14 protein-coding genes are annotated in these 12,579 nt (G+C 45.6%); 1 reads left to right on the top strand and 13 read right to left on the bottom strand.

Annotated features, from left to right (window positions below):
• Positions 1-25: 25 nt before the first annotated feature.
• From BVI01S_RS18405 to BVI01S_RS18385, 5 genes are all read right to left on the bottom strand, one after another.
• Positions 26-265 (bottom strand): YrhC family protein, encoded by a 240-nt coding sequence (locus BVI01S_RS18405; RefSeq protein WP_034757405.1) that lies wholly within the window; start codon positions 263-265, stop codon positions 26-28.
• Positions 266-361: 96 nt separating this feature from the next.
• The gene (locus BVI01S_RS18400; RefSeq protein WP_034757402.1) at positions 362-1,498 is read right to left on the bottom strand and encodes a bifunctional cystathionine gamma-lyase/homocysteine desulfhydrase; all 1,137 of its coding nucleotides are present in this window, start codon (positions 1,496-1,498) and stop codon (positions 362-364) included.
• Positions 1,499-1,500: 2 nt separating this feature from the next.
• Positions 1,501-2,424 (bottom strand): PLP-dependent cysteine synthase family protein, encoded by a 924-nt coding sequence (locus tag BVI01S_RS18395; protein WP_034757396.1) that lies wholly within the window; start codon positions 2,422-2,424, stop codon positions 1,501-1,503.
• A 141-nt stretch (positions 2,425-2,565) separates the two neighbouring features.
• On the bottom strand, positions 2,566-3,258 hold the full coding sequence (mtnN, locus tag BVI01S_RS18390) for a 5'-methylthioadenosine/S-adenosylhomocysteine nucleosidase (protein ID WP_034757393.1): 693 nt from the start codon (positions 3,256-3,258) through the stop codon (positions 2,566-2,568).
• 18 nt (positions 3,259-3,276) lie between these two features.
• A complete protein-coding gene (locus BVI01S_RS18385; RefSeq protein WP_061811175.1) occupies positions 3,277-3,912 on the bottom strand; it encodes a class I SAM-dependent DNA methyltransferase in 636 nt (211 codons plus the stop codon).
• A gap of 187 nt (positions 3,913-4,099) precedes the next feature.
• Here BVI01S_RS18385 and BVI01S_RS18380 point away from each other — a divergent pair, with 187 nt between their 5' ends.
• Positions 4,100-4,306, top strand: coding sequence for a DUF2536 family protein (locus BVI01S_RS18380; protein WP_034757389.1), 207 nt, complete (start codon positions 4,100-4,102; stop codon positions 4,304-4,306).
• 50 nt (positions 4,307-4,356) lie between these two features.
• Here BVI01S_RS18380 and BVI01S_RS18375 read toward each other — a convergent pair whose 3' ends face one another.
• From BVI01S_RS18375 to mltG, 8 genes are all read right to left on the bottom strand, one after another.
• Positions 4,357-5,067, bottom strand: coding sequence for a DUF1510 family protein (locus BVI01S_RS18375; protein WP_034757386.1), 711 nt, complete (start codon positions 5,065-5,067; stop codon positions 4,357-4,359).
• 128 nt (positions 5,068-5,195) lie between these two features.
• Positions 5,196-6,953, bottom strand: a complete 1,758-nt coding sequence (locus tag BVI01S_RS18370; RefSeq protein ID WP_061811174.1) for a peptidoglycan D,D-transpeptidase FtsI family protein — start codon at positions 6,951-6,953, stop codon at positions 5,196-5,198.
• 90 nt (positions 6,954-7,043) lie between these two features.
• Positions 7,044-7,520, bottom strand: coding sequence for a transcription elongation factor GreA (gene greA / locus BVI01S_RS18365; RefSeq protein WP_034760526.1), 477 nt, complete (start codon positions 7,518-7,520; stop codon positions 7,044-7,046).
• 171 nt (positions 7,521-7,691) lie between these two features.
• A complete protein-coding gene (gene udk, locus BVI01S_RS18360) occupies positions 7,692-8,327 on the bottom strand; it encodes a uridine kinase (RefSeq protein ID WP_060670737.1) in 636 nt (211 codons plus the stop codon).
• Between the two features lie 5 nt (positions 8,328-8,332).
• A complete protein-coding gene (locus BVI01S_RS18355; protein ID WP_034757378.1) occupies positions 8,333-9,610 on the bottom strand; it encodes a peptidase U32 family protein in 1,278 nt (425 codons plus the stop codon).
• Positions 9,611-9,653: 43 nt separating this feature from the next.
• On the bottom strand, positions 9,654-10,583 hold the full coding sequence (locus BVI01S_RS18350; RefSeq protein ID WP_061811173.1) for a peptidase U32 family protein: 930 nt from the start codon (positions 10,581-10,583) through the stop codon (positions 9,654-9,656).
• Entirely contained in the window at positions 10,580-11,227 is a 648-nt protein-coding gene (locus tag BVI01S_RS18345; RefSeq protein ID WP_061811172.1) for an O-methyltransferase, read from the bottom strand. The genes BVI01S_RS18350 and BVI01S_RS18345 overlap by 4 nt, the downstream gene beginning before the upstream one ends.
• A 192-nt stretch (positions 11,228-11,419) precedes the next feature.
• A complete protein-coding gene (gene mltG, locus BVI01S_RS18340; RefSeq protein ID WP_034757370.1) occupies positions 11,420-12,562 on the bottom strand; it encodes an endolytic transglycosylase MltG in 1,143 nt (380 codons plus the stop codon).
• Positions 12,563-12,579 lie beyond the last annotated feature (17 nt).

Raw genomic sequence — 12,579 nt, 5'->3', positions numbered from 1 at the left:
ACTGAGACCCCGCTTTTTTCATCTATTATTCATCTGCTGATTGCAGATCTTTTTTATATTTGATTGCTTTTGTGAAGAAGTATAGTGACAGCCCGAGTAAAACAACGGTCCCTGTCATGAGGGGCATCATTTTGCCGGGTGTAACGGTCACTGTCGGAATGATGACACCTAAATACATAAAGACACTAAGTGCAAGTAATGTAAAACCAAATCGTTTGAAATCGACGACCTTATGTTGAATGGTCTTTTTGCTTGTGTTCTTCATTGCATTCACCTACTTTTGAACTAGTAAACTCTCATTCTATGGTAACATATGATTCCATACAGCCTACCATGTAATTGATACCAGTTCTGCCAAGGGTTACTTGGAAAGGGCGTTGTCAATATCTTCAATCAAATCCTCCACATCTTCAAGACCGACGGATATCCGGACAAGGCCGTCTGTGATCCCCAGTTCGTTCCGACGCTCCGCCGGAATGGACGCATGGGTCATGCGAGCCGGAACGGAAATAAGACTTTCCACTGCTCCGAGACTTTCAGCCAAAGTGAAATATCTCGTATTGGTCAGAAGACGGTCTGCATTTTCCTCACTGCCTACATCAAAGGAGACCATCCCGCCGAATCCTGATGCCTGCTTTTTGGCTATGGCATGATTCGGATGGGTTTCAAGACCAGGATAGTAAACCTTCGATACTTTCGGATGAGCCGTCAGGAACTCGACGATTTTCCTGGTGTTTTCTTCATGCTCCTCCATACGCAGCCCTAATGTCTTGATTCCGCGAATCAATAACCATGAATCCTGCGGCCCAAGGACACCGCCTGTTGAATTCTGTACAAAGAATAATTCTTCAGCCAGTTCTTCTGAATTCACTACAACGAGACCTGCCACAACATCACTGTGTCCCCCGATGTATTTCGTAGCACTATGAAGGACAATGTCCGCTCCCAGGGCAATCGGGTTCTGCCAGTATGGTGTACTGAACGTATTATCTACGATGGTCAGCAGATTGTGTTTCTTGGCTAATGAAGCCGCTGCCTCGATATCCGTGATTTTAAGCAATGGGTTGGTCGGTGTTTCAATATAAACCGCTTTTGTATTCGGTTGGATGGCCTTTTCGATAGTGTTTACATCGCTAGTATCTACGAAAGTGGACTCGATGCCGATCCGGTTTAACACCTTCGTCATGACACGGTATGTCCCTCCGTACACATCATCTGTCATCACAATATGATCCCCGCTGTTGAACATCATCATGACTGCAGTGATCGCCGCCATTCCCGAGCCGAATGCAAAGCCTTTTTCCCCGCCTTCAAGATCTTTGATCAGCTCTTCAAGGGCATGTCGTGTGGGATTTCCTGAGCGAGAATATTCGAACCCCTTGTGCTTTCCTACTTCATCCTGCTTATACGTACTCACCTGGTAGATGGGAGTGGATACTGCCCCTGTTTGAGGATCTGTAGGGATACCACCGTGGATTAATTGCGTTTTCTTTTTCATGATTAGATTCCTCCTTGGTATATTTTTTTGCTTAGATATCTCTCACTTGAATCCGGGAAGATGGTGACAATATGGCTACCCGGTTCAGCTCTTTCTGCTTCCACTAGCGCTGCATGCAGGGCAGCTCCGGAAGAACTGCCTACCAGCAGCCCTTCCAATAATGCAAGTTCCTTTACCCTTGTGAAGGCATCCTCGTCAGTGACGGTATGGATACTGTTAAAATAACTTGCATCCATATATCCAGGCAGGAACTCCATCCCGATGCCTTCTGTTTTATGTGGGCCTGACTCTCCCCCATTCAGGATCGATCCTTCAGGCTCCACGATCACTGTTTTAATCGTGTCCTTCATTTCTTTAAGGTAGCGTGCAGTCCCCATGAAGGTCCCGCCTGTCCCTGCGCCGGCGACAAATGTATGGATGTGACCGTCCATCTGTTTCCAGAGTTCCGGTCCTAATGTTCTGTAATACGTATTCGGGTTGGCTTCGTTCCCGAATTGCTGCGGGGAATACGAGTTAGGGGTCTCTTCTACCAATTCAGCGGCTTTCGCGATGGCACCCTTCATGCCTTCTTCAGTGGGGGTATGGACGATTTCCGCTCCAAGGGCTTTCATCAGTTCCTGTTTCTCCACGCTGAATTTCTCAGGGATACAGAACTTCACTTTATATCCTGAATTGACGGCGGCTAAAGCCAGGCCGATCCCCGTATTGCCTGCCGTTGGTTCGATGAAGGTACCCCCTGGCATGATCTTGCCATTCTCCACTGCATCTCTTAACAGCTCAAGCCCCAATCGATCCTTCACACTGCCTCCGGGGTTAAAGAATTCAAGCTTCGCGAAGAGGCGGACCCCGTTCTTCAGCGGGAAATGTGTCAGTTCAACAATCGGTGTATTCCCTATCAGGTCATGTACACTTTTATACACGTCCATATATTCAATCCCCTTTCAACCAAAAAAACTGACCCTTTCACCAAACCGTCTTCATTACCAATGAAAGGACTGTTCGTCTGAACAAGCCTGGTACACACGGTAAGAGGGGTAGATGCCTGGGTCAGCTATATTTTCTTTCTATTAAACAGATTTCACGATATTCATGACCATTTTAGCTGAATGAAGTGCAGCTTTTTCAAGGTATTGATCGAAAGACACGTCTGATTCCTTGCCGGCGATGTCGGAAAGGGAACGGATGATGACAAATGGTACGTGGAATTGATGCGCTACTTGGGCGATCGCTGCCGCTTCCATTTCCACTGCCTGTAAATCCGTGAATTTGTCACGGATCGCATCCACTCTCACTGGATCATTCATGAATGAATCCCCAGTGGCAATCAATCCGGAAACCACCTGTGCATCTCCGAGTTCTTTCACACTATTGATCGCTGTTTGCTTCAAATTCTCGTCTGCCGTAAAAGCTGCCGGAAGCTGGGGAACCTGACCGTATTCATAACCAAAAGCGGTTACATCCACGTCATGATGTCTTACTTCAGTTGAAATGACTACATCACCGACATTTAGAGAAGGATCGAATCCTCCTGCTGACCCTGTGTTGATGATGTAATCCGGTTTGAAGTGCTGCAATAGGACAGCCGTTGACATCGCTGCATTCACTTTCCCGATTCCTGAACGAAGCAAAATCACTTCTTTGTCATGCATTGTACCGCTTGTATATTCACACCCTGCGATGGTTTCCACTTTCGGGTTTGAAATATTCTCTCTTAATAAGGCTACTTCTTCTTCCATTGCTCCGATGATGGCGATTTTCATTGCTAAAACCTCTTTCTACTATTTAGTCGCCTCCATGATCCACACAAATGTATTCACTTGCTGAAACTGTACAGAAAACCCATTCTCTCGCAAAAGCTCTCTTAACACTTCGAGAGTCGTGTAATATTCCCGTTTTAAATCTTCAGCCAGATTGACATACTCTTTCTTGATCGCTTGGGATATGGCGGCTTGATGATGCTGATCGGTCTCAAACATTGTATCAGCAAATACTATTTTACCACCTTGTACTAGAAGCTTTCCATAGATGCCGAAAGCTTTTCCCTTTTCTTCATCGGTTAAATGATGAAATGCGTAAGAGCTTACGATGGAATCGGCTTTTCCCTCTAAAGGAAAATCCAGAAAGTCGCCGTCCCGGAATGTGACACGATCACCAAGCTTCTGCATTCCAATCGCTCTCATTTCCGGAGAGGGTTCATAGGGAATGACCTCGAGTCCCGCGTCCAATAGCTTCTTGGTTAAATTCCCTGTACCAGGTCCAAACTCGACCACCTTCCCCTTTGAACGGGCGACCACCCCGTCAAGAATCGAATCATAGTGTTCGAATACGGCTTGATATTCCACATCTTTTCCTGTCACTGTATCATCATACGAATCTGCCCAGTCACCGAACAGATCTAAAAATTCTCTACCCATGGTTCAGCACCTCAGCTGCATTAAGTTTATAATTCCTATAAACATACTATGAATTAATTTTAAAACTGTTATTAAATTATCATATTCTCCTGATGAATTCAACAATAATTCATTGTCAAAAGGGTGGGGGGACTCTAAAATAGAGGGAGAAAGCCTTTCCGTATCACGTATAATTAGGAGGTTCACCATGAATATTTCATTCGATTTAATAGAAGATAAAGTGGAGTTTTTCGAAGCTGACAATCTCAGGACTTTGGAGAAAAAGGTAGACGAACAGATCCAGCATAATAAAGCCATCATGCTCTCCGTCCATCACGTGGATCATTCCGTTTCCATCGATGAGAATGGCAGAAGATTATACAGTGCCGTGGTTCATTTTAAAGTGAAGAAGTAATTCATGCAAAAAGGCCCTTCCATATAATTGGAAGGGCCTTTTTATATCCATCAGTCTTTATCATTTTCCTTTAATTCCTGCACTTTCGTCGGCTGCCATCCTTTGCCGTCGACCCATTGCAGATACACCCGGTAAGGGGTTTGGGTGTCTTTAGCCGTTACGGTCGCCATGGACTTCTGCGGACCGCCATTCCCTTCCATCCACCAGACGGTCATATTGCCTGCAGGGATGCCTGTAGCGTAAGAAGTCGCCTTGATTTTTTCCTGCCAGTCGACGGTTCCTTCTTCATAGACGGATACGTGCTCACCTGTCTGCTCGGTGCCGATCGGCTTCCAGTCAGGATGCACCATCGTTTTTACTACATTGGGGTCGTCACTTTCCTCGACCTTCATCTTACTTTGGTCTTCCCCGTCTAATGCGACAGAATCCTGCTCCTCATCAGAAGACTCGTCTTTCTTTTTCTCATCATCTTTCTTCTTGTCTTCATCTTTTTGTTCATCGTCCGCTTTATCCTTAGAATCGTCTTTCTCATCCATGGAAACGGAGTTGTCTTTTTCTTTCGTCGTCTTATCGTTCTTGTCAGCACTTTTGGTTTCTGAATTCTTCGGGGCGTCTGTCGTTGCCTTTTCGTCGCCACCTCCAAGTACGATGGTGCCTCCTACCACGACAATTAATAGAAGTACGATTGCAATCATTATGTTTAACAGTTTATTAGTATTCTTTTTAGATCGTTTGTCTAATCGAGATTGGTATTTCGCCATTTTGTTCCCTCCCTATTATCCTAAACATTTTAACATGATAAGAGGAAAAGAATAAAGCGAAACATTATCCATCCCGGGATGATTCAGCTATAAAGGGAAAAAGGTCACAGAACGCACGGGACGCCCTTCTACTCATGATCAAGCCGGTAGACAGCATCGACGCTGTCTTTGAAGATCGGGTAAATTCCCCCTTCGCCTATGGTCACGTCCATGTTGACGGCCACCAATGCGTATTTGGGATCTTCGAAGGGAAAGTAGCCTGCGAACCATTTATTATATAATTCATTTGCTTTCACTCTTTCTCCCCGATAATTCCCTGTCTGTGCGGTTCCAGTCTTCCCGGCGATGGTATAGGCCGCGTTTTGCAAATAGGGTGCCGTACCTTCCGGGGAGTTCACCACACCCCGCAGGTACTGCTGAAGCTTCATGGCCGTGAAAGGGGTGATCGTCTCACCCTCGATCTTCTGGTGAGGAAAGGAAAACATGTTGGTGCCATTTTGATACTGCACAGAAGAGACGGCACTCACCTGAAATTTCTCTCCCCCCCTGGCAATCGTCGCCATCATATTGGCGATGCCGAGCGGTGTGACGCGGACTTCCTGTTGCCCGATACCTGTCTGGGCGACCAGTTTAGGTTCAGCCCTGTCCCCGTCAGAAGCGAAGATCCTTCCTTCACTCACCTGAAGCTGAGGAAAGCTTTCGTAATGAAAGACGTTGCCTCTCCATGCAATGTCACCGATCAGTCCGATTTTCTCGGCATACTCATCGAGCAGGTGGTCATCCTTCTCAGTCAGCTCTTTAGCAAGATCCGCAAATGTACGGTTACAGCTGACCGCTATGCTTGTCTTAATATTAATGGTGCCGTGAGGCTTTTCAGCGGTCCCGCCACGGATGTTTTCATTACAAGGGAAAAGCCTGCGTTCATCCACGATCCCCTCATCCATGGCTGCAGCTGCGACGACGGTCTTGAAGACAGAACCCGGTATCAACGCTTTCAGCATGAGATTCCCCGCTCCTCCACTGAATGGGTCCCGGCTCTTCATTGCAGGTCTTGATACACTGGCGAGTATTTCACTCTTTTCAATATCCAGGAGCAACAGCCCCCCTTTTTGGATGTTGTACGTATCCGCCACATCTTCGAGTGCCTCTTGCATCCTTCTATCGATGGTCGTTTTCACATTCAGTGGATAAAAGGGGTTGGCGGGTGCGAGATACTTTACATCCACCCCGAATAAAGGGCCACCCCTTGCATCAACATGATAGATCAGTTTCGCTTCCTCTTCTGCGACCAGCCATTCATCAAAGCTCTCCTGAAGTCCCGACACACCGATTTTCTGATTGGCGCCCTTCACTTTGTCAGGGTAGCGTTCGTGGAATACATCTGTATTTTCCCCGGTGACCCCTATCAGCTGGGAAGCAGGTACTTCGTCGCTTTTATACTTTTTCGTAAGGGCGAACACTCCCTGTATTTCAAGAGAATTAATTTCCTTCATCTGTTCCTCTGAAAGCCTTAAGGGATCCTTCCCGCCGAAAACGATCGGCCCTTTCGCTTCCTCCACTTTCGTTTGGATCGTCTGCTGTGGAACATGAAGGATCTCTGCCACTTTTTCCACCGGCCAATCCAGTTGTTTTAGAAATGGGAAAAGGACCAGGACATTCTTTTCTGTATACGTAAGGGGTTCACCGTTCCGATCAAGAAACTCCCCCCTGCCTTCATCAATCACCAATGCTTGCGTTCTTTGTGCGACACTCTCTTCAAGAAGGTTGATTTTATGTTTGGAATAGGATTCAGTCTGGAATAATTGCAATTGCATCAACCTGCCTGAAAGTCCTGAGAGAGCAAGCAATAAGACGATACTCAACAACCTGATTCGTTTCCGTTTCATTTAGTCACCTCGTCCCCATTGTTGACGAGTTTTATGCGAATTAATCATAAAAAAAGAAGAGGCTCTAAATTGGAGCCCCTTCCCGGGTGATCAGCTTACTTCTACAATCTTGACGCTCATTTCCCCGCCTGGAGTCTGAACATTCACTTCAGCGCCTACTTTATGTCCAAGTAGACTTTTCGCGATAGGTGAATCATTTGAAATCTTGCCTTCGAATGGATCCGCTTCTGCACTGCCCACGATTGTGTATGTTTCTTTGTCTCCGTCAGGCAATTCCACGAATGTCACTTTTTTTCCTAATTGTACTGTATCTGAATTCATGTCATCTTCTTGAATGATCTTCGCATTGCGAATCATGTTTTCCAATGTGGAAATACGACCTTCAACGAATGCTTGTTCATCTTTCGCTGCGTCGTACTCAGAGTTCTCGGATAAATCTCCGAAGCTGCGGGCGATCTTGATGCGCTCGACGACTTCTTTACGTTTAACCGTTTTCAAATTCTCCAGTTCTTTTTCTAACTTCTCTTTACCTTCTGCTGTCATAGGAAATACTTTTTCTGTACTCATGACCCTCTTCACTCCTTTTCTATCTAAGAGCTTCCCATGCTCCATATGTAAATGTGCTACGTATGTAAAGGGAGGGAATGGAGGGAGAATTTCTTCTCCCTCCATTCCCTGCTTCTTTACAATGTGGGAAATGGTAACCTTCACCTATATGTCTTTATCTATGCTATCGTATTACAAAAATGACTTTTGTTCAAGAATTGTTTGAATTTTTGTTACCATTAAATCGATTGCCACGTGATTATGACCGCCTTCAGGGATGATCACATCGGCATATCGCTTCGTTGGTTCGATGAATTGATTGTGCATCGGACGGACGACCGTAATGTATTGATCGATGACAGAATCGATGGAACGTCCGCGCTCTTTAATGTCGCGAAGCATCCTTCTGATGATCCGAAGATCCGCATCTGTATCGACGTAAAGCTTAATATCCATTAAGTTACGCAATCTTTCATCTTCTAATACTAAAATCCCCTCTAAAATAATGACATCTTTCGGTTCAACGAGAATCGTATCATCCGAGCGGGTGTGCATTTTGTAATCATACACCGGCTTATTGACGGGCTGGTGATCCAATAGACCGTGCAAATGTTGAATCAACAAATCATTATCAAAGGCTAATGGGTGATCATAATTGGTTTTCAACCGTTCCTCAAATGGTAGATTCGATTGATCTTTATAATAATAATCCTGCTGCAGCATTAAGATGGAATGACCTTGGAATTGCTCATAAATGGCTTTGGTGACGCTCGTCTTCCCAGAGCCGGATCCTCCTGCTACACCGATCACAACGGGTTTCTGCTTCATAAGTATTAGATGTTCTCCTTTCGCATCATGTTATCAGGGTAAACCCTCTGATGCACCTTGAATTTCACTATTTGTAACGGGTGACGGGCAACGTCAAGCTCATTCCCGCGCTCATCCCACATCTTTTCGATAACCTGCGTAAAATTGGAGATTTCAGGACCGAAAAACTCTACTTCCTGTCCGGCTCTAAAATGGTTCCGTTGCTGCAAGGTGACGATCTGGGTGTCTTCGTCGTAGTCCAATACGAGTCCGACAAATTCATAATTTGTATTCTTCTTGTTGTGGACTCCGAACATCTGCTCTTTGAATCCGGGTACCCCTTCAAAAAACGCCGGGGCCGTTTCACGATTCGCGCACTTCTCAAGCTCCTCGAGCCACTCCTTTTGGATCTTGAAGTTATCCGGGTCTTTACAATATTCATCGATCACTTTGCGGTACACACTTACGACAGTGGCCACGTAATGAATGGACTTCATCCGCCCTTCGATCTTCAAACTGTCGATTCCCAATTCGACCATTCCAGGGATGGATTCGACAAGCTTCAAGTCTTTCGGACTCATGGCGAAAGGTGCATCTTCTTTATCATAAAGGGGATTTTCCCCGTCATCATTCATTTCATATAAATCATAGTCCCAGCGGCAGGACTGACAGCAGCCGCCGCGATTTGAATCTCTCGCAGTCATATGGTTGCTTAATGTACAACGACCGGAGTAGGCAATGCACATCGCTCCATGAATGAAGGTCTCAATCTCTATATCCACTTTCTCTTTCATTTCCTGGATTTCTTTACCGCTTGCTTCACGTGCAAGCACCACCCGGTCCAGTCCTTCTTCTTTCCAGAATTGGACGGCTTTCCAGTTTGAAAGGGACTGCTGTGTACTTAAGTGCACCTCTACATTAGGGGCAACCCTTCTGCATGTTTCTATGATAAGGGGGTCTGCGACAATGATCCCCGCTACTCCCGCTTCCCCAAGTCCACGAAGATATTCTTCAAGACCATCCATGTTCTCATTATGGGCATAGATATTGGTAGTGACATAGATCTTTGCACCATACTTCCGGGCGAACTCCACGCCTTCTTTCATATCTTCAAAGGTGAAATTACCGGCATTTGAACGCAGTCCATATTCCTGCCCGCCGATATAGACGGCGTCTGCACCATAATGGACCGCGATCTTCAATTTTTCCAGATTACCGGCAGGAGCCAGTAATTCAGGTTTCTTCACAATGACACGCTTCCCGTCTACAACCTTTGAGATCGGTTTTTTCACCACCGTGGTCATCATAACTCCTCCGTTCTGATCAATCTATATCCGTCTATCGTTCTTAATACACGGTTTCTTTAAAGAAGAAACCTATATCCAACGGGCGATTATCCGGCTGCAGCCTTTTCGCTTCTTCCAGAAACTCGTCTTTCTGTTCGTCATAACGCGCTTCGTCTTCCGCACATAAATCAATGGCCATACGATACAGTTTCGTCACTTCCAGGATATATTCAGGAGACTTCATCACTCCATCGATCTTGAAAGTGTCGACACCCGCTTCCATCATTTCACCAAGCTCATCGATGATGCACATATCATTCGGGCTCATGATGTGCGTGCCGTTCCCATCTTCAAAGATAGGATACTTATTGTGACGCTCCTCATCGTGAAGGAACATATTGCGCTGTTCTTTCCGGTTTTCGATTTCCATCACTTTGCCTTGATATTCAAAATAGTTCCCGAGCAATGAGCGTTTGGATTGAAACATGCAGGTCATCCCATGCACCTGCACCTCGATTTCGACCTCTGCATTTTCCTTCATTTCAATAATGCTATCCATGCTTAATTCCCGGGCGAGTACGGCACGCTTTGCCCCTTTTCTGCCCCAATAATTACAGGTGTACCAATTGGTGGCCGTCGTTTCCGTATTCCAGTGAAGCTTCATCTCCGGTGCCACTTCACGGGCAGCCATCAATACGGCGGGATCACCGAAGACAATGGCGTCCGCCCCTTGCTCTTTAAGAAAGGCAATATAGTCATCGAGTTCAGCGATTTTATCATTATGAAAGAGGGCATTCATCGCCACATATACTTTCTTATCATGCTTGTGGGCGACTTTGATGGCTTCTCCTACATCTTCCCTGGAGAACTCCCCGGCAAGCCTCAGGCCGTATCGCTCTTCACCGATCATGAAGGCATCGGCACCAGCAGATGCCAATGATTCAATATCGGATACAGAGGCAGGGGTCACAAGAAGTTCCGGCTTTTTCATCGTTGTTCACCTCTTTTTTTACTGATGGCAATTCCGTCACCGACAGGTAAAATACTTGTATCGAACTCTTCATGATCCATTAGCCACGCATTATAATTCTGCAGCTTCTTGACCATGTTCCGGATTCGTTTCTGTTCGACGTGTTCTTCTGCAACAAGTCCTTTGAATAAGACATTATCCGAGTAAACGACGCCGTTTTCCGACAGCATACCGGAATAGAGCTCAAAGAATTTAAGGTACTGACCTTTGGCAGCATCGATAAAGATAGCATCATATGGTCCGTGCTTTTCCACTTCTTCGGCAAGCTCCAATGCATCACCGAACAGGGTGACGACCCTTTTGCCATCTTCAGAACGGGAGAGGAACCCCTGTGCTGCTTCGAATCTTTCTTCATCCCGCTCAAGGGTCACGACCTTCGCCTCTGGAAGTGCCCCCGCCATGCGAAGGGCAGAGTATCCGATGGCCGTCCCGATCTCAAGGATCACTTTCGGCTGTTGGATCCGTAACATCCCCAGGAGCGCTTCGATACCGACCAGTTCCATGATGGGAACATTGTGTTCCACTGCATATTGCTCCATCTCGGAAATCAAGGCCGGACGTCCTTTCACAATTGATTCTATATAGCCAATCACTTGTTCGTTCATATATAAGCCTCACGATCATGTTCATAATTGGTGCCTGTGTAACGCTTCTTTCTTAACATGAAAAGAAGAAAGCTACAATGAGCTTTCTACTTCACACGTTCATCAAGATAACGCCCGTATATAAAAATAACTTGTACTATTTTACCACACAGAGAAGAGGAAAGCGAATGTTTCTTTCCTCTTCACACCATGCTATTCTTCTTTGTTGGTAATATATTTTGCTTTTTTCTCGTTATGTTCATCCAGTGTTTCGGAATAGTATACCGAGCCGTTGGAAGCTGCCAGGAAATAATAATACTCAGTATCCTCCGGCTGCAGGGCGGCTTCAATTGAAGACAAGCCCGCATTCGCTATCGGACCAGGCGGCAACCCCTTCACCTGGTACGTGTTATAAGGTGATTCCACTTCAAGATCTTTATAAACGGTTTTGTCTTTATGCTTTCCTAATGCATATAAGACCGTCGGATCTGTCTGAAGGGGCATACCTTCTTCCATACGATTATAGAACACACTTGAAATTTTGCCTCTGTCCGCTTTTTCCGTCGCTTCTTCCTCGATCAGGGAAGAAAGGGTGAGGAGCTCATGAGGCGTATACTCGTTTGCTGCCATGGCTTCCTGGTATTGAGCCAATACTTCGTTCGTTTGCGCGATCATCTTCTTTAAGATTGTGTCTAAAGATGGCTTCTTTTCATAGAAAGGGTACGTCGCAGGATAAAGATATCCTTCCAGCGGTCGTTTGATTTCTTTCTTGAAGATTTCATCTGTAATCAATTCCGGATATTCCTCTTTTAATTGCTCGAGCCATTTCTTATCGTTTAATTTCTTTTCAATCTCATCTTTTTTATATGGGGACTTTTCAGCGATGATCTCTGCGATCTGGTCCAATTGAAGTCCCTCTGGAATGGTAATCTTGAATTCTGCTTTCCTCATGACCTTACCAGTCTTCAAGCTGTTGACGATTTCATTCAAGGTCATGGAAGGCGTCAAATCATAAGAACCTGCCTGGAATCCTGCTTCGTTATTGAATTTCACGTAATACTTAAAGACTGTTGAATTCTTAACGATCCCTTTGTCCTCCAGGATCTTCCCTATACTCGATACCCCGGAGCCAATGGGGATGTCCACTTTCACCGTTTTCGTATTATCAGGGTCAACCGGTTTCAGGGCTGAATTCACATAAAGGTAGCCTCCAATGGCCGTTCCCCCTATGATAATGACAAGACAAAGAATGACAAGTCCTACTACTTTTCTAATGACTTTGGCCTCCTCTTGCCTTTCAAGCAATTTCTTCATAAGTGTCTCTTTTATCTTTTTCTTTTCTTCCAACGCTTTCATTTCCCCCCTTCGAGCAA

Origin of the sequence: Rossellomorea vietnamensis NBRC 101237 (assembly GCF_001591825.1) — a bacterium.
GTDB lineage: Bacteria > Bacillota > Bacilli > Bacillales > Bacillaceae_B > Rossellomorea > Rossellomorea vietnamensis.
Note: the sequence above shows the minus strand (reverse complement) of the source record. Positions and strands in the feature narration are given on the sequence as shown.